Source organism: Amycolatopsis deserti (assembly GCF_014653945.1).
GTDB classification, from domain to species: domain Bacteria; phylum Actinomycetota; class Actinomycetes; order Mycobacteriales; family Pseudonocardiaceae; genus Amycolatopsis_E; species Amycolatopsis_E deserti.
On sequence record NZ_BNAU01000005.1, the window covers coordinates 270,652 to 285,902 of the forward strand.

General features: G+C 72.6%; 20 protein-coding genes. 5 read left to right on the plus strand and 15 right to left on the minus strand.

The window, feature by feature from the left end; genetic code table 11:
- Nucleotides 1-26: 26 nt before the first annotated feature.
- From lgt to IE290_RS22385, 9 genes are all read right to left on the minus strand, one after another.
- A complete protein-coding gene (lgt, locus tag IE290_RS22345; RefSeq protein ID WP_229874651.1) occupies nucleotides 27-956 on the minus strand; it encodes a prolipoprotein diacylglyceryl transferase in 930 nt (309 codons plus the stop codon).
- 37 nt (nucleotides 957-993) lie between these two features.
- Nucleotides 994-1,161, minus strand: coding sequence for a hypothetical protein (locus tag IE290_RS22350; protein ID WP_191246631.1), 168 nt, complete (start codon nucleotides 1,159-1,161; stop codon nucleotides 994-996).
- Between the two features lie 171 nt (nucleotides 1,162-1,332).
- Nucleotides 1,333-2,010 (minus strand): MOSC domain-containing protein, encoded by a 678-nt coding sequence (locus tag IE290_RS22355; RefSeq protein WP_191246632.1) that lies wholly within the window; start codon nucleotides 2,008-2,010, stop codon nucleotides 1,333-1,335.
- Complete coding sequence (locus tag IE290_RS22360) at nucleotides 2,007-2,510, minus strand: DUF3291 domain-containing protein (RefSeq protein WP_191246633.1); 504 nt, start codon at nucleotides 2,508-2,510, stop codon at nucleotides 2,007-2,009. The genes IE290_RS22355 and IE290_RS22360 overlap by 4 nt, the downstream gene beginning before the upstream one ends.
- A gap of 50 nt (nucleotides 2,511-2,560) precedes the next feature.
- On the minus strand, nucleotides 2,561-3,349 hold the full coding sequence (gene trpA, locus IE290_RS22365; RefSeq protein WP_229874652.1) for a tryptophan synthase subunit alpha: 789 nt from the start codon (nucleotides 3,347-3,349) through the stop codon (nucleotides 2,561-2,563).
- Nucleotides 3,346-4,569: a tryptophan synthase subunit beta gene (gene trpB, locus IE290_RS22370; protein WP_373300494.1), complete on the minus strand. Its 1,224-nt coding sequence runs from the start codon at nucleotides 4,567-4,569 to the stop codon at nucleotides 3,346-3,348. Before trpB ends, trpA begins: the two co-directional genes overlap by 4 nt.
- A complete protein-coding gene (gene trpC, locus IE290_RS22375) occupies nucleotides 4,566-5,375 on the minus strand; it encodes an indole-3-glycerol phosphate synthase TrpC (protein ID WP_191246634.1) in 810 nt (269 codons plus the stop codon). The genes trpB and trpC overlap by 4 nt, the downstream gene beginning before the upstream one ends.
- A gap of 452 nt (nucleotides 5,376-5,827) precedes the next feature.
- Nucleotides 5,828-6,379: a Trp biosynthesis-associated membrane protein gene (locus IE290_RS22380; RefSeq protein WP_191246635.1), complete on the minus strand. Its 552-nt coding sequence runs from the start codon at nucleotides 6,377-6,379 to the stop codon at nucleotides 5,828-5,830.
- Nucleotides 6,357-7,919, minus strand: coding sequence for an anthranilate synthase component I (locus IE290_RS22385; protein WP_191246636.1), 1,563 nt, complete (start codon nucleotides 7,917-7,919; stop codon nucleotides 6,357-6,359). The genes IE290_RS22380 and IE290_RS22385 overlap by 23 nt, the downstream gene beginning before the upstream one ends.
- Nucleotides 7,920-8,013: 94 nt before the next feature.
- Here IE290_RS22385 and IE290_RS22390 point away from each other — a divergent pair, with 94 nt between their 5' ends.
- Nucleotides 8,014-8,628, plus strand: a complete 615-nt coding sequence (locus IE290_RS22390) for a TetR/AcrR family transcriptional regulator (RefSeq protein WP_191246637.1) — start codon at nucleotides 8,014-8,016, stop codon at nucleotides 8,626-8,628.
- Here IE290_RS22390 and hisI read toward each other — a convergent pair.
- Together hisI and hisF are read right to left on the minus strand one after the other, a co-directional pair.
- The gene (gene hisI, locus IE290_RS22395) at nucleotides 8,625-8,978 is read right to left on the minus strand and encodes a phosphoribosyl-AMP cyclohydrolase (protein WP_191246638.1); all 354 of its coding nucleotides are present in this window, start codon (nucleotides 8,976-8,978) and stop codon (nucleotides 8,625-8,627) included. The two genes, IE290_RS22390 and hisI, sit on opposite strands and share 4 nt — an antisense overlap.
- A complete protein-coding gene (gene hisF / locus IE290_RS22400) occupies nucleotides 8,975-9,748 on the minus strand; it encodes an imidazole glycerol phosphate synthase subunit HisF (RefSeq protein ID WP_191246639.1) in 774 nt (257 codons plus the stop codon). Before hisF ends, hisI begins: the two co-directional genes overlap by 4 nt.
- A gap of 34 nt (nucleotides 9,749-9,782) precedes the next feature.
- Between hisF and IE290_RS22405 the strand changes: the two genes are divergently transcribed.
- Both IE290_RS22405 and IE290_RS22410 read left to right on the plus strand, forming a co-directional pair.
- The gene (locus IE290_RS22405) at nucleotides 9,783-10,631 is read left to right on the plus strand and encodes a DMT family transporter (protein WP_191246640.1); all 849 of its coding nucleotides are present in this window, start codon (nucleotides 9,783-9,785) and stop codon (nucleotides 10,629-10,631) included.
- 18 nt (nucleotides 10,632-10,649) lie between these two features.
- Nucleotides 10,650-11,030: a PPOX class F420-dependent oxidoreductase gene (locus tag IE290_RS22410; protein WP_191246641.1), complete on the plus strand. Its 381-nt coding sequence runs from the start codon at nucleotides 10,650-10,652 to the stop codon at nucleotides 11,028-11,030.
- Here the strand turns inward: IE290_RS22410 and priA are convergent.
- Nucleotides 11,014-11,754: a bifunctional 1-(5-phosphoribosyl)-5-((5-phosphoribosylamino)methylideneamino)imidazole-4-carboxamide isomerase/phosphoribosylanthranilate isomerase PriA gene (gene priA / locus IE290_RS22415; RefSeq protein ID WP_191246642.1), complete on the minus strand. Its 741-nt coding sequence runs from the start codon at nucleotides 11,752-11,754 to the stop codon at nucleotides 11,014-11,016. The two genes, IE290_RS22410 and priA, sit on opposite strands and share 17 nt — an antisense overlap.
- Before the next feature lie 34 nt (nucleotides 11,755-11,788).
- Nucleotides 11,789-12,418: an imidazole glycerol phosphate synthase subunit HisH gene (gene hisH / locus IE290_RS22420; protein ID WP_191246643.1), complete on the minus strand. Its 630-nt coding sequence runs from the start codon at nucleotides 12,416-12,418 to the stop codon at nucleotides 11,789-11,791.
- 109 nt (nucleotides 12,419-12,527) lie between these two features.
- On the opposite strand from hisH, the gene IE290_RS22425 reads away from it, so the two are divergent.
- Nucleotides 12,528-12,857 (plus strand): hypothetical protein, encoded by a 330-nt coding sequence (locus IE290_RS22425; protein ID WP_229874653.1) that lies wholly within the window; start codon nucleotides 12,528-12,530, stop codon nucleotides 12,855-12,857.
- A 190-nt stretch (nucleotides 12,858-13,047) separates the two neighbouring features.
- Here the strand turns inward: IE290_RS22425 and IE290_RS22430 are convergent, their stop codons facing one another.
- Nucleotides 13,048-13,947, minus strand: a complete 900-nt coding sequence (locus IE290_RS22430) for a transketolase family protein (RefSeq protein WP_191246645.1) — start codon at nucleotides 13,945-13,947, stop codon at nucleotides 13,048-13,050.
- Between the two features lie 3 nt (nucleotides 13,948-13,950).
- Nucleotides 13,951-14,649 carry a thiamine pyrophosphate-binding protein gene (locus IE290_RS22435; protein ID WP_191246646.1) on the minus strand — a complete coding sequence of 233 codons (699 nt, stop codon included), beginning with the start codon at nucleotides 14,647-14,649 and terminating at the stop codon, nucleotides 13,951-13,953.
- Nucleotides 14,650-14,701: 52 nt separating this feature from the next.
- On the opposite strand from IE290_RS22435, the gene soxR reads away from it, so the two are divergent.
- Nucleotides 14,702-15,163, plus strand: coding sequence for a redox-sensitive transcriptional activator SoxR (soxR, locus tag IE290_RS22440; RefSeq protein ID WP_116115551.1), 462 nt, complete (start codon nucleotides 14,702-14,704; stop codon nucleotides 15,161-15,163).
- The last annotated feature ends 88 nt before the right edge of the window (nucleotides 15,164-15,251 follow it).

Sequence of the window (15,251 nt, forward strand, 5' to 3'; positions counted from 1 at the left end):
CTCGCGAGGGCCGCGCCTGAGTAGAACTACTCGCGATCCGGGGCGACCTTGTCGGTCTCGTCGTCCTTGCTGCGCAACGTTTCCGGCTCCTCGCGTGGCCCGCGGCGTTTGGCGAGGAGGAAGTAGACCATCGCGCCGGCGAAGACCAGGATCGACGTCCACGTGTTGACCCGCAGGCCGAGGACGTGCGTGGCGTCGTCGGTGCGCATCAGCTCGATCCAGAACCGGCCCAGCGTGTACCCGGCGACGTAGAGGGCGAACGCGCGGCCGTGGCCCAGGCGCAGCTTGCGGTCGGCGTACACGACCAGCGCCGCGATGATCAGGTTCCAGATCAGCTCGTACAGGAACGTCGGGTGCACCGGGCTGTCGGCGAGCGGGATGTGCCCGAACGCGATGCCGTTGGGTCCCTGGTCGGGGATCGTCGGGTTGTTCGGGTCGAAGCGCTGGTAGATCTCCAGGCCCCAGGGCAGCGTGGTGTGCCCGCCGTAGAGCTCCTGGTTGAAGTAGTTGCCGAGGCGGCCGATGGCCTGGGCGACGATGATGCCCGGGGCGATCGCGTCGGCCATCGCCGGCAGCGGCACGCCCTTGCGGCGGCAGCCGATCCACGCGCCGACCGCGCCGAGGGCGATGGCGCCCCAGATGCCCAGGCCGCCGTCCCAGATGTAGAGCGCCTTGACCGGGTCCTTGCCCTCGCCGAAGTAGCGCCACCAGTCGGTGATGACGTGGTAGAGGCGCCCGCCGACGAGGCCGAACGGCACGGCCCACACGGCGATGTCGACGACCGTGCCCTTGGTGCCGCCGCGCTGCACCCAGCGGCGGTCGCCCCACCAGATGGCGACGATGATGCCGGCGATGATGCACAGCGCGTAGGCGCGGATCGGGATCGGTCCCAGGTGCCAGACGCCGCGGTCCGGGCTCGGGATCGTCGCGAGGAACACAGCCGAGGCGGAATTCACGGGCTCACCGTAACGTGCGCGGTGTGTGGTGCGCGGATCAGCCCGCGCGGTTGAGGACGGCCGACCCGAGCGCGAGCACACACCCGACGCCGAAGATCGCCGTGAGGTACCACGGCCCGCCCTGGGTGACGTTCCAGACGGCGACGAGAGCCGCCACCACGGCGATGACGAGGTTGCGCATCTGCAGGGGAGAAGGCCGGGCCATAGGCCCAGCCTGCCACGCCCGGCTCAGCGACCCGCGCCTCCCCCACACGAACGCAGAACTCACCCACAGGACGTGGGACCCCCGCCCCCGAACGCAGAACCCGCGGTGCGCGCGAGTTCCACGTTCAGGCGTGCGGGTTCTGCGTCGCGGGGCGCGAGTTCTGCGCCGGGGTCAGCCCGCGGACGCTCCTCGCCGCTGTAGGGCGCGGTGCACCTTGCGCTTGTCGGCCTCCGGGAGGGCCTCCACGTCGGCCAGGCGCGGCAGCAACGCCGGCTCCGTGGTGAACGCGCGGAACGCCGTCCCGATCGTGACCCCGTGGTCCGGGCGCGACAGCACCGTCACCGCGTCCCCGGCCTGCACCGGCCCCGGCTCGAGCACCCGGAGGTACGCACCGGGCACCGCGCGCTGCGTGAACGTCTTCACCCAGCCGCGTTCGCCCAGCCAGCCGGCGAACGTGCGGCACGGGATGCGCGGCGCGGTCACCTCCAGCACCAGCGACTCGCCGATCCGCCACCGCTCGCCGAGCAGCGCGCCGGTGACGTCCACGCCCATCGTGGTCAGGTTCTCGCCGAACACGCCCGGCGGCAGGTCGCGGCCCAGCTCCGCCGCCCAGACGTCCAGGTCCTCCCGCGCGTACGCGTACACCGCCTGGTCATCGCCGCCGTGGTGACGCAGGTCGCAGATCACGTCGCCGGTCACGCCGCTGCCGCCGACGCCACGCGGGCCCGGCGCGGCCACCGCCACCGGCCCCTCGACCGGACGCTTGTCGATCCCGGTGACCCCGAGATCGGCCTCCCGCACTTCCCGCTTCGACCCGATGTTGACCGACAGCACCTTGCCCATGCTCATGCCCTGCACAACCATTCGGCGTGCCCGGGCTCGGGCACGGCGCCGCCGGGCGGGAACGTTTCGCGGAAGGTGAAGGCGTACGGCGTCGGCCCGTGCGCCCGCAGGTGCCGGATCCGGTCCTCGGCCTCGTCCGTGGTCGGCCGGTGTCCCGCCGGCACCCACCAGAGCGCGGTGAACGCCTCGGGCATCCGCTCGAACCACTCGCGGCGGCGCTTGAGCACCGCCCGGTGCTCCCCCGAGTACACGTACGCGGCCAGGTCCTCGACCGAGCGCCACGTCGACATGTTGACGATGAGCCCAGCGCTGGTGCCGGCGTCCCACTCGAAGGCGCGCACGTCGGTCGCGTTGCCGTCCTCGGTCTGCAGGCGCCACACGAAACCGGGCGCGGCGTCGGCGAGGGCGTTGATCGGGTCGAGCGCGTCCACGAAGTCCTTGAGCTGGGGCGAGGTCAGTGGCGCGGCCAGACGGCCGATGTTCACCTGCGCGAGTTCGTAGGCCATGCCGCCAGTCTGCCGATCAACGCAGGCGAGGGCTATGTGTTTTGGCCGGCTCACGCCGTGGCGACGGCCTGCCGGACACCCTCGGCCAGCTCACCGGCCAGCGCGTGCACCGGCTCGGTCCCGCCCGCGGCGGCCGACACCAGCGCCGATCCCACGATCACGGCGTCGGCGAACCCGGCGATCTCCGCCGCCTGCTCGCGCGACCGCACACCCAGCCCGACGCCGATCGGCAGGTCCGTGTGCGCCCGGGTGCGGCGCACCAGCTCCGCGGCGCCGCTGCTGACCTGGTCGCGCGCGCCGGTGACGCCCATGACCGCGGCCGCGTACACGAACCCGGAGCTGGCCTTCACGGTCAGGTCGATCCGCTCCTCCGACGAGGACGGCGCGACCAGGAAGATGCGGTCCAGACCGTGCTGCTCGGACGCGGCCATCCAGTCACCGGCTTCGTCCGGGATCAGGTCCGGCGTGATGAGGCCCAGGCCGCCGGCGGCGGCGAGGTCGCGCGCGAACTTGTCCACCCCGTACTGGCGCACCGGGTTCCAGTAGGTCATCACGACCGCCCGGCCACCGCGGGCGGACACCGACTCGACGACCTCGAACAGGTTCCGCAGCCGGAAGCCGTTCTTCAGCGCGGCGTCCGCGGCGAGCTGGATCGTCGGGCCGTCCATCACCGGATCGGAGTAGGGCACGCCGACCTCGACGAGGTCCGCGCCCCCGTCGATCAGGGCCGCCAGCAGGTCCTTCGAGCCCGGCACGGTCGGGTACCCGGCGGGCAGGTAGCCGACCAGCGCCGCCCGGCTCTCGCTGCGGGTCTGGGCGAACAGTTCCGCCAGGCTCACGACTCGTCCACCAATCCGAAGTACTTCGCGGCGGTGTCCATGTCCTTGTCGCCGCGGCCCGACAGGTTGACCACGATGAGCCCGTCCCGGCCCAGCTCCTGGCCGAGCTGGATGGCCCCGGCCAGGGCGTGCGCCGACTCGATCGCCGGGATGATGCCCTCGGTGCGGGACAGAAGCGCGAACGCCTCCATCGCCTCGGCGTCGGTGATCGGCCGGTACTCGGCGCGGCCGCTGTCCTTGAGCCACGCGTGCTCGGGGCCGACGCCCGGGTAGTCCAAGCCGGCGGAGATCGAGTGCGATTCGACCGTCTGGCCGTCCTCGTCCTGCAGCAGGTACGACATCGCGCCGTGCAGGTTGCCCGGCGTGCCCTTGGTCAGGGTCGCGCCGTGGCGGTTGCCGTCGATGCCCTCGCCGCCCGGCTCCAAGCCGACCAGGCGCACGTCCGGGTCGTCGATGAAGCCGTGGAAGATCCCGATCGCGTTGGACCCGCCGCCGACGCAGGCCGCGACCGCGTCCGGCAGCCGCCCGGTCTGCTCGAGGATCTGCGCGCGGGCCTCCTCGCCGATGACCTTGTGGAAGTTGCGCACCATCATCGGGAACGGGAACGGCCCGGCGGCGGTGCCGAACAGGTAGTGCGTGGTGTCGGCGTTGGCGACCCAGTCGCGCAGCGCCTCGTTGATCGCGTCCTTGAGGGTGCGAGACCCGGTCTTGACGGGGATCACCTCGGCGCCGAGCAGCCGCATGCGCGCCACGTTCAGCGCCTGCCGCTCGGTGTCGACCTCGCCCATGTAAACCACGCACTCCAGGCCCATCAGGGCGCACGCGGTGGCGGTGGCGACGCCGTGCTGGCCCGCGCCGGTCTCGGCGATGACCCGCTTCTTGCCCATCCGCTTGGTGAGCAGCGCCTGGCCCAGCACGTTGTTGATCTTGTGAGAGCCGGTGTGGTTGAGGTCCTCGCGCTTGAGGAAGATCCGCGCGCCGCCGGCGTGCTCGCCGAACCGCTCGGCCTCGGTGAGCAGCGACGGCCGTCCGGCGTAGTCGCGCAGCAGGCGCTTGAACTGGGCCTGGAAGTCCGGGTCGACCCGGGCCTTGTCGTACTCGGCGGACACCTCGTCGACGACGCCGATCAGCGCCTCCGGCATGAACCGGCCGCCGTACGGACCCCAGTAGCCGCGCTCGTCGGGGTCGTGCTCGGTGTGGTGCTCGTCGTGCTCGCTCATCGGCTCGGCCTCGGGCAGGCGGGGTGGGATCCGGCGGTGACCAGCTTCATCAGGGCGCCCTTCGGGTCGCCCGAGGCCACCAGGCCCTCGCCGACCAGCACCGCGTCGGCGCCGTGCCCGGCGTAGGCCATCAGGTCGCCCGGGCCGCGGACGCCGGACTCGGCGACCTTCACGGTGTCGAACGGCAGGCCCGGCGCGAGGCGGCTGAAGACGTCCCGGTCGACCTCGAGGGTGTGCAGGTTGCGGGCGTTGATGCCGATGACCTTGGCCCCGGCCTCGAGCGCGCGGTCGGCCTCCTCGGCGTTGTGCACCTCGACCAGCGCGGTCATGCCCAGCGACTCGACGCGGTCGAGCAGCGCCATCAGGGCGTTCTGCTCCAGCGCGGCGACGATCAGCAGGACCACGTCGGCGCCGTGCGCGCGGGCCTCGTGGACCTGGTAGGGGCTGACGATGAAGTCCTTGCGCAGGATCGGGATGTCGACCGCGGCGCGGACGGCGTCCAGGTCGGCCAGCGAACCACCGAACCGGCGCTGCTCGGTGAGCACGCTGATGACGCGTGCGCCGGCGGCCTCGTAGTCCTTGGCCAGCGCGGCGGGATCGGGGATGTCGGCCAGCGCGCCCTTGGACGGGCTGCGGCGCTTGACCTCGGCGATGACGCCGATCGACGAATCACGCAGCGCGGACATGGCGTCCCGCGGTGGCGGCGCCTGCGCGGCGAGCCGCTTCAGCTCGTCGAACGGGAGCGCCTTCTCCCGCTCGGCGAGATCTTCCCGGACGCCGGCGACGATGTCTTCGAGAACGGTCACGGCGCAACCTCACCGGTTGTCGCACATTCACTCGAAAGCTGGCTCACAAACACCTTCCCCTTCCCGCAGAAAAGATGCTAACCCGCCCACTGGTGCGGACCGGTTCCGGGTCGGACTTGCCTTGTCCGGTAGCGGAATTTTCGATGCTCACACCCCGCACGCAGCCGGCACCGCCGCGGGTGCTGAATCAGCCCAGCCGCGCGCAGCGCGTCCGTTGAGGGTGGCGGCGGGAGACGGGCGGGCGGCCCCTCGCGAGGACAACGCCAACGTGGTGAACGGCGCAGTCGCGCGAAGCGCGTCCACCAGGGGTGGCGGGTGGGAATTCATGAGGCGATCCCACAGCCGATGGCACTGCGGCGCGGAGCGCCTCGATGGGGGCGGTGGTCGGGCTGGCGGGCGGGAGTCTGAGGCTCCGCCACCCGCACCGCTACGCAAACCGCCTCCCGCATCACTTACCGATCAGTAGTCGGATCTTCGCCGTCGGAGAGGGCCTCCCACAGCTCCGTGTCCGGGTCCTTCGCGGCCTTCTTGCGGCCGGCCGGGGCCTCGTAGCGCGCGCCCATCTTCGCCATCCGGCCGGCGCCCTTGATGGCTGACAACCCGGCGACGAGCATCAGAATTCCCGCCAGCAGGGCCAGTCCGCGCCCGGCGAAGATCTGCGCGGTGGGCGCCCCCTCGGGGAAGCCGCCGAAGCGCCAGCCGTCGATCGCGATCCAGCCGGCGGCGATCCCCGCAAGCGCGACCACCACGCCCAGCACCCGCCGCAGCCAGCCGCCCGCGGCGATCAGCCCGGCGACCCCGGCCAACGCGAGCACGGCCAGCGGCACCAACGCCCCGGACTGCTCCGCCCCCGTGTGCTGGTCCAGCACCATGCCGCGCACACCGGCGTCGCGCAGCTCGGCGGCCCAGACCAGGCGCGAGGAGCCCCACAGCGCGGCCGCGGCCAGCAGGAGCGCGGCCGCGACCATCCACAGTGGACGCTTACTGGACGTTGGCGACGTCATCGGCCGGGTCCAGCTTCCGCGGCGGCGCCATGGTCTGCGCGGCGGCGACCGCGGAGAGCACCGTGCGGGCCTTGTTCAGGCATTCGTTGTCCTCGTACTCGGGCACCGAGTCGGCCACCACGCCGCCGCCCGCCTGCACGTAGGCGATCCCGTCCCGGATCAGGGCGGTGCGGATGGCGATGGCCGTGTCGGCGTCGCCGGCGAAGTCGAGGTAGCCGACGACACCGCCGTAGAGGCCGCGGCGGGTCGGTTCCAGCTCCTCGATCAGCTCCATCGCGCGCACCTTGGGGGCACCGGAGAGCGTCCCGGCGGGGAAGCACGCCGCCACCGCGTCGAACGCGGTCTTGTCCTCGGCCAGCTCGCCGGTGACGGTCGACACGATGTGCATCACGTGGCTGTAGCGCTCGATGGCGAAGAAGTCGACCACCCGGACGGTGCCCGGCTTGCAGACCTTGCCCAGGTCGTTGCGGCCCAGGTCGACCAGCATCAGGTGCTCGGCGCGTTCCTTCTCGTCGGCCAGCAGGTCCTTGGCCAGCTGCGCGTCCTCCTCCGGGTCCGCGCCGCGCCAGCGGGTGCCGGCGATCGGGTGCGTGGTGGCGCGGCCGTCCCGCACGGTGACCAGCGACTCGGGACTGGAGCCGACGATGTCGAACCCGTCCAGCCGCAACAGGTACATGTACGGGCTGGGGTTGGAGGTGCGCAGCACTCGGTAGATGTCCAGCGCGTCGGCCTGCGTGGGGATCTCGAACCGTTGCGAGGGCACGACCTGGAACGCTTCACCGGCCTTGATCGCCTCGACCGCCTTCTCCACCGCGGCGAAGTAGTCGGCTTGCGTGCGCCTGCGCTCGAACTGCGGCGTGGGGCGGTCGAAGACAGCGGCGGTGGCCGGGGCCGCGGCGCCCAGCCGCTCGGTCATCTCCTCCAGGCGGCGGACGGCGTCGTCGTAGGCCGCGTCGACCCGCTCCGGGCTGTCGTCCCAGTTGACCGCGTTCGCGATGAGCGTGACCGTGCCCTCGTGGTGGTCCACGGCGGCCAGGTCGGTGGCCAGCAGCATGGTCAGCTCGGGGATGTCGAGGTCCTTCTCGGCCAGCTCCGGCAGCTTCTCCAGCCAGCGCACGGCGTCGTAGCCGAGGTAGCCGACCATCCCGCCGGTCAGCGGCGGCATGCCGGGCAGCGGCTCGGTGTGCAGGGCCGCGACGGTCTCGCGCAGCACGGTCAGCGGGTCGCCCTCGGTCGGCAGGCCCACCGGCGGGGTGCCCTCCCACACCGCGCGGCCGTCCCGCACCGTCAGCGCGGCGGGGCTGCGGACGCCGATGAAGGACCAGCGCGACCACGACTGCCCGTTCTCGGCCGACTCGAACAGGAACGTGCCCGGGCGGTCGGCCGCGAGCTTGCGGTAGACCCCGACGGGCGTCTCGCCGTCGGCGAGCAGCCGACGGACCACCGGGATCACGCGACGGCCCTCGGCGAGGGCGCGGAACTCGTCGCGTGCGGGGCTCACCGAACCGAGGCCGCCGTCGGTGGGATTCGCACTGACCATGCAGCCATTGTGCCGCCCGGGTCCGACAGTCTTCGCACCGGGCGTTAATTCACGCATTGTTGAATTCCGGTCGCGCCCAGGTCATGATGGGGAGGTGAGTACCGCCGAACAGCCTACGCCCGGCAAGCGGCGCGGCCGCCGCCCCGGCGGCCAGGACACGCGGGCCGCGCTGGTGCAGGCCGCGCGCGAAGTCTTCAGCGAGAGCGGCTACGAGGGCGCCACGGTGCGCGCGATCGCCGCGCGGGCCGGGGTCGACGCCGCCATGGTGAACCACTGGTTCGGCGGCAAGGAGGGCCTGTTCGCGCAGGCCGTGCTGCAGCTGCCGTTCGACCCGATCCAGCTGTTTTCCGAGCTGATGGACGGGCCGGTGGACGAGCTGGGGAAGCGGATCGTGCGGCGGTTCCTGACCGTGTGGGACGCGACCGACGGCGGTGCGTTCCCGGCGCTGGTGCGCAGCATCGCCAGCCACGACCAGGCCGCGCTGAGCCTCAAGGACTTCCTGATCCGGCACGTGCTGGAGAACGTGGTCGGCCACGTGTCACCGGACCGCCCGGAACTGCGCGCGACGCTGTGCGCGTCCCAGATGGTGGGCATGGGGATGGCACGCTACGTGGCGATGTTCGAGCCGTTCTCGACCACGGACGTCGAAACCCTGGCGGCGGCCGTCGGGCCGACGCTGCAGCGCTACCTGACCGGCGACATCGACTAGGCGTCATCTTCCAGCAGGAGGCGGTCTTCGCCGTCGAAGCAGGTGCGGGTGCCCGTGTGGCAGGCCGGGCCGGTCTGGTCGACGCGCACCAGCAGCGTGTCGGCGTCGCAGTCCAGGCGGACCTCCCGCACGTGCTGCACGTGCCCGGACGTCTCGCCCTTGACCCACAGCTCCTGGCGGCTGCGCGAGAAGTATGTGCCGCGCCGCGTGGTCAGCGTGCGCTCCAGCGCCTCGTCGTTCATCCACGCCACCATCAGCACGTCGGAGGTCGCGTGGTCGACCACGACCGCGCACACCAGGCCGTCGGCGGTGCGCTTGAGCCGCTGGGCCAGCTCGGGTGACAGGCTCACCGGACCTCGACCCCACCGGCGCGCAGGGCGTCCTTGACCGCGCCGATCGTCAACTGTCCGAAGTGGAACACACTGGCCGCGAGCACGGCGTCCGCCCCGGCCCGGACCGCGGGCAGGAAGTGCTCGACCGCGCCCGCTCCCCCGCTGGCGATCACCGGCACGGTGACCACCTTGCGGGTTCGCTCGATCAGCTCGAGGTCGAAGCCGGTCTTGGTGCCGTCGGCGTCCATCGAGTTCAGCAGGATCTCGCCGACGCCCAGTTCCTCGCCGCGCTGGGCCCACTCGACCGCGTCGATGCCGGTGCCGCGGCGGCCGCCGTGCGTGGTGACCTCGAACCCGGACGGGGTCGGCTCCGAGCCCTCGGGCACGCGGCGCGCGTCGACGGACAGCACGATGCACTGCGCGCCGAACCGCCGGGAGGCCTCCCGCAGCAGCTCCGGCCGGGCGATCGCCGCCGTGTTGATGCTCACCTTGTCCGCGCCCGCGCGCAGCAGACGGTCGACGTCGTCGCAGGCCCGCACGCCGCCGCCGACGGTGAGCGGGATGAACACCTGCTCGGCGGTGCGCCGGACCACGTCGAAGGTCGTCTCGCGGTTGCCCGAGGAGGCGGTGACGTCGAGGAAGGTCAGCTCGTCGGCGCCCGCCTCGTCGTAGGCCCGCGCCAGCTCGACCGGATCGCCGGCGTCCCTGAGGTCGGCGAAGTTGACCCCCTTCACCACCCGGCCCGCGTCGACGTCCAGACACGGGATCACCCTGACCGCTACACCCATGCCACCAGGGTAGATGTTCCCTAGAGTGGTCGGGGTGTGGTGGGGGTTGCTCTGCGCGGTGGCGGCCGCGGTCGCCTACGGGGTCGCCTCCGTGTTCCAGGCCGTCGCGGCCCGCGCGGTGGACGAGGGCGGGTCCGGTGTGGACCCGCGGCTGCTGGTGCGCGTGCTGCGGCAGTGGCGGTACGTGCTCGGACTCGGTCTGGACGCCCTCGGCTTCGTGGCGCAGCTGATCGCGCTGCGGGTGCTGCCGTTGTTCGTCGTGCAGGCGGCGCTCGCCGCGAGCCTCGCCGTCACCGCCGTGGCCGCGCTCACACTGGGCGCGCGGCTGTCCGGCCGGGAGTGGACCGCGATCGCCCTGGTGTGCGCCGGGCTGGCGCTGCTCGGCGTGGCCGCCAAGAGCGAGGGCTCGGAACCGGTGGGCACGGCGTTCCACGCCGGCCTGCTGGTGGCCGTCGCGCTGCTGGCCGGGGCGGGCTGGATCGCCGGGCGCGCGCCGGAGCACATCCGCACGCCCGCGCTCGGGCTGGTCTCCGGGTTGTGCTTCGGCGTGGTCGCGCTGGCCGGGCGCGTGCTGGACGTCACGGGCGTGACCGCGGTGCTGACCGATCCCGCCGCGTACGCCCTCGCCGCGGGCGGGGTGCTCGCGATGCTGTTCTACGCCTCGGCCCTGCAGCGCGGCAGCGTCACGACCGGCACCGCGCTGATGGTGGTCGGCGAGACGGTGGTGCCGTCGCTGATCGGCGTGGTCCTGCTGGGCGATTCGACGCGGGCCGGGTTCGCGCCGCTCGCCGTCGCCGGGTTCGTCGTCGCGGTGGCGGCGGCGCTGGCGCTGGCCCGGTTCGGCGAGGTGGACAGTCCACAGCGGACACCCGCAGGGCCCTGATCACGCTACGGTTGGGTCATGTCCGAATTCGAGCGCATGGCCGCCGAGAAGTACCTCCTGCTGACCACGTTCCGCAAGAACGGCACGCCCGTGCCGACGCCGGTGTGGGCCGCCGGGCACAACGGCGAGATCGTGGTGTGGAGCGACCGGACGGCGGGCAAGATCAAGCGGATCCGCAACAACCCCGAGGTCACGCTCCAGGGCTGCGACGTCCGCGGCCGCGAGACGCACGGGCCGGTGGTGACCGGGCAGGCCCGGCTCCTGGACGACGAGGCGACCGAACGGGCGCGCTCGGCGATCGCCCGCAAGTACGGGATCGTCGGCCAGGTGACGATGTTCTTCAGCAGGCTGCGCGGCCGTCAGAAGACGATCGGGCTGGCGATCAAGCTCGCGGACTGACCGCGTCCAGCGCCTGCGGCAGGGTGAACGCGCCCGCGTAGAGGGCCTTGCCGATGATGGCGCCCTCGACGCCGTCGGCCGCGAGACCGGCCAGCGCCCGCAGGTCGTCCAAACTGGACACCCCGCCGGAGGCGATCACCGGGGCGTCGGTGCGGGCGGCCACCTCGGCGAGCAGGTCCAGGTTCGGGCCCTTGAGGGTGCCGTCCTTGCTGACGTCGGTGACCACGTAGCGCGAGGCGCCGTCGCGGTCCAGGCGTTCCAGGACCTCCCACAGGTCGCCGCCGTCGCTGGTCCAGCCGCGGCCCTTGAGTCGGTGGCCCTGGTCGGTGATGCGCACGTCGAGGCCGATCGCGACGCGGTCGCCGTAGGTGGCGATGACCTTCGCGGTCCACTCCGGGTCTTCCAGCACGGCGGTGCCGAGGTTGACGCGGCGGGCGCCGGTGGCGAGGGCGGCCTCCAGCGACGCGTCGTCGCGGATGCCGCCGGACAGCTCGACCTGGACGTCCAGCTCGCCGACCACGCGGGAGATCAGTTCCTTGTTGTCGCCCTTGCCGAACGCGGCGTCGAGGTCGACGAGGTGGATCCACTCCGCGCCGTCCCGCTGCCAGGCGAGCGCCGCGTCGAGCGGGCTGCCGTAGGAGGTCTCCGTGCCGGCCTCGCCCTGGACGAGACGCACGGCCTGGCCGTCGGCCACGTCGACGGCGGGAAGGAGGGTGAACGTCACGCGGCCACTATAAGGAGCAAGCGGGCTGAGCTGGTCAGAGGGTACGCAGCCAGTTCTCCAGCAGGTGGGCGCCCGCGTCGCCGGACTTCTCCGGGTGGAACTGGGTCGCCCACAGCGCGCCGTTCTCCGCGGCCGCGACGAAGTCCTCGCCGTGGTGCGACCAGGTCACCTTCGGCTGCTGGCCGGGCAGGCCGGAGTCCAGCTCCCAGCGGCGGGCGGCGTAGGAGTGCACGAAGTAGAAGCGGGTGTCGGCGTCCAGCCCGGCGAACAGCTGCGTGTCCGCCGGGGCGCGGACGGTGTTCCAGCCCATGTGCGGGACGACGTCGGCGTGCAGGCGCTCGACCGTGCCGGGCCACTCGCCGGTGCCCTCGGTCTCCACGCCGTGCTCGACGCCCCGCTCGAACAGGATCTGCATGCCGACGCAGATGCCCAGGACGGGACGCCCGCCGGCGAGGCGGCTGCCGATGATCTTCTCCCCGCCCACGGACAGCAGGCCGGCCATGCAGGCCGCGAAGGCGCCCACGCCCGGGACGACGAGCCCGTCGGCCTCCAGCGCCGCATGCGGGTCCGCGGTCACCTCGACCTCGGCGCCGACGCGCCGCACGGCGCGCTCGGCGGAGCGCAGGTTCCCCGATCCGTAGTCCAGAATCACGACGCGAGCCACCTGGCCAGTCTAGAGGCTTCGCGCGGGTGGTTCCGCCGGGCGGCTCCGGGGCGTTTGATTGCGGGAGGAGGGGGAAGGCAGCGGGAGGGCGCCGCGGTAGGGAGTGACGATGTCGTCGCAGAGCGAAGCCCACGGTTCCGGTGAGCGGGCCCGGGAGCTGGCCAAGACGCTGGACGAGGTGCAGAGCGGCCGTCTGGGCCCGGACGAGGTGCGCGACCTGCTCGAAGGGCTGACCACGCTCGCCACGGCGGTGACCCGCGTGCTCGACGACCTGCGGGGGTGCCCGGTGCTGCGGGAGCGGGAGCACGAGCTGGGGCTGCTGGCCTTCCAGACGATCCGCGCCAAGCTGGAACAAGCCGCCGCAGCGGCCGAGGACCTGCAGGTGAGCGCCGAGGCGCTGTGCCGCCTGCTGCCGGAGCACACGGCGGAGGGCGCGTAGGTCCGCGCGCGGGCACGCGTGGACTGCGGCGACAGGCTGCAAGATTTCAGCCCTGGTCCGACGTCCCGGTGGAGAGAACATCCCGTTGCCCGGGTGGGTGAGATCCTCGGGTCCACGGTCCTGAACCCCTTCGCGGCGATGCTCGCACCTCACCCCACCCCATCGCGTGGGCAGCGACGACTCCCGGCGCTCAGGCGGCGCGCAGGAAGGCCTTCAGCGCGGCGGCGATGCTCGCCTCGTCGAGGGCGTGTGCCAGGTCGTGGTCTGTCACGTCGCCGTAGCGCCGGACTTCCGCGTCCCGCCGGGTGCCCAGTGCCCGCAGGCGGTGGGGCACCTCGACGAGGGCCTCGCTGACCTGGTGGGCCGACGTGCCGGCCAGGTACGGCTCGACCAGCACCACGTCCGCCACCCCGGTCTCGGCGACCGCGGTGCGCAGGGTCGCGGCGTCGAAGGGGCGGACGGTCTTCGCGTAGAGGACCGTCACGTCGAGGCCCTCGGCGGCGGCCAGCACGCGGTCCAGCATCGGGCCGACGGCCAGCACGACCCCGCGCCTGCCCTCCCGCATCACCTGCAGGCCCGGTCCCGGGTGCGGGCGCGCGTTCGACTGGCCGCTCAGGCGCAGGTACACCGTGTCGTCGCCGGGGAGCGCGTCGCGCAGCAGGGCGACGGCCTCGTCCGGGTGGCCGGGCACGTGCACCGTCCAGCCCGGAATCGTGTCGAGGAGCGCGACGTCGCCCGGCGACTGGTGCGTGCGGCCGGCGGTGGACATGTCGTACGAGCCGCCCCACGAGACGAGCACCGCGCCCGCGCCCTGGTGCGTCAGGTCGAGCTTGACCTGCTCGTAGGGCCGCTCCACGAGGAACGACGGGAACGTGTGCACCACCGGCCGCATCCCGGCCAGCGCCAGCCCGCCCGCGACGCCGATCAGCGCCTGCTCGCGGATGCCGACGTTGATCACCCGGTCCGGATGCCTGCGCCGGGCGGCGTCCAGCGACGCCGCGGAGATGTCGGCCAGCACGACCGCCACGCGCGGATCCTCGTCGAGCACGCGCTCCATTGTGGACAGAAACGCGTCACGCATTCCGGGCATGGCTCAGCTCCCCTTCGGCTCGACGACGGCGACCACGCACAGCGGCCGGTCCGGGTGCGGTGCGGTGAAGGCCGCGTACAGCGCTTCGTGGTCGCGGCCGTTCACGGTGCGCGTGGCCCAGCCCTCGATGGCGAAGCGCTCCGCGATGCCACCCGGCCAGCCGTGTGTCGCCGACTGGTTGTCGATCACCACCGCGGTCAGCTGCGCCAGCGACGCGCGCCCGGCGAGCGCGATCGCCTCGTGGTTGGAGCCCTCGTCGAGTTCGGCGTCCCCGGTCAGCACCACCACCTTCGGTTCCGTCAGTCCTAGCGCGCGCAGCCCGAACGCGGTGCCCACACCCAGCGCCAGCCCGTGCCCCAGCGACCCGCTGGAGATCTCCACGCCGGGCACGAGCACCCGGTCCGGGTGGTAGCCCAGCCGCGACTCGCGGCCCGCCCAGCCGGCCAGCTCGGCCGGGTCGAGGAACCCCTTCGCGGCCAGGACCGCGTAGTAGGCCATCGGCCCGTGGCCCTTCGACAGCAGGAACCGGTCGCGGGCCGGATCGTCCGGCGCCTCGGGCGAGACGCGCAGCACCCGGTCGTACAGCACCCACAGCACATCTACTGTGGACTCCGCCGCCCCGGAGTGCTTCTCGTCGCCGCGCATGGCGTCGATCAGCTCCGGCAGGTCGGCGTAGCCCAGCCCCCTCGTGGCGTTTCCCATGCTCCGACCGTGCAACCTCGACTTAAGTTGAAGTCAAGGCTAGGCTGGCGCCGTGACCAAGCTTGCCGACCACCTGACCATCGGCCAGGTCGCGGAGCGCAGCGGCGTGCCGCACACGGCGCTGCGGTTCTACGAGGACCGGGGCCTGATCTCGTCCGAGCGCTCGGCGGGGAACCAGCGCCGCTATCCGCGGTCGGTGCTGCGCCGGATCGCGTTCATCCGGGCGGCGCAGCGGGTGGGACTCAGCCTCGAGGAGATCCACGACGCGCTCTCGACCCTGCCCCGCGACCACGCACCAACGAAGGCCGACTGGGCCCGGTTGTCCCGCGGATGGCAGGACGAACTCGACGCCCGCATCGACGCGCTCCAGCGGTTGCGGGACCGGCTGACGGGTTGCGTCGGGTGCGGGTGCCTGTCGCTGCGCGTGTGCGGTCTCTACAACACCGACGACCGGATGGCGCAGTACGGCCCCGGCGCGCGGGGGCTCAAGCCCGCCGCGGAGGGTGGCGCGTAGACGGCGCGATGGGCGCTTGGTTTCGGGAGTGCCGGGGCATCGCCTCCTCCGGTTGACCGCGATACGGGGATGACGGGCGGGTACCGGC

Coding starts and splice junctions, on each gene's coding strand:
- IE290_RS22350 (WP_191246631.1), bottom strand. CDS start 1,161: ATGGCCCGGCCTTCTCCCCTGCAGATGCGCAACCTCGTCATCGCCGTG.
- IE290_RS22355 (WP_191246632.1), bottom strand. CDS start 2,010: ATGAGCATGGGCAAGGTGCTGTCGGTCAACATCGGGTCGAAGCGGGAA.
- IE290_RS22360 (WP_191246633.1), bottom strand. CDS start 2,510: ATGGCCTACGAACTCGCGCAGGTGAACATCGGCCGTCTGGCCGCGCCA.
- trpB (WP_373300494.1), bottom strand. CDS start 4,569: ATGAGCGAGCACGACGAGCACCACACCGAGCACGACCCCGACGAGCGC.
- IE290_RS22380 (WP_191246635.1), bottom strand. CDS start 6,379: ATGACGTCGCCAACGTCCAGTAAGCGTCCACTGTGGATGGTCGCGGCC.
- IE290_RS22385 (WP_191246636.1), bottom strand. CDS start 7,919: ATGGTCAGTGCGAATCCCACCGACGGCGGCCTCGGTTCGGTGAGCCCC.
- hisF (WP_191246639.1), bottom strand. CDS start 9,748: ATGGGTGTAGCGGTCAGGGTGATCCCGTGTCTGGACGTCGACGCGGGC.
- IE290_RS22410 (WP_191246641.1), top strand. CDS start 10,650: ATGTCCGAATTCGAGCGCATGGCCGCCGAGAAGTACCTCCTGCTGACC.
- IE290_RS22425 (WP_229874653.1), top strand. CDS start 12,528: ATGTCGTCGCAGAGCGAAGCCCACGGTTCCGGTGAGCGGGCCCGGGAG.
- IE290_RS22430 (WP_191246645.1), bottom strand. CDS start 13,947: ATGCCCGGAATGCGTGACGCGTTTCTGTCCACAATGGAGCGCGTGCTC.
- IE290_RS22435 (WP_191246646.1), bottom strand. CDS start 14,649: ATGGGAAACGCCACGAGGGGGCTGGGCTACGCCGACCTGCCGGAGCTG.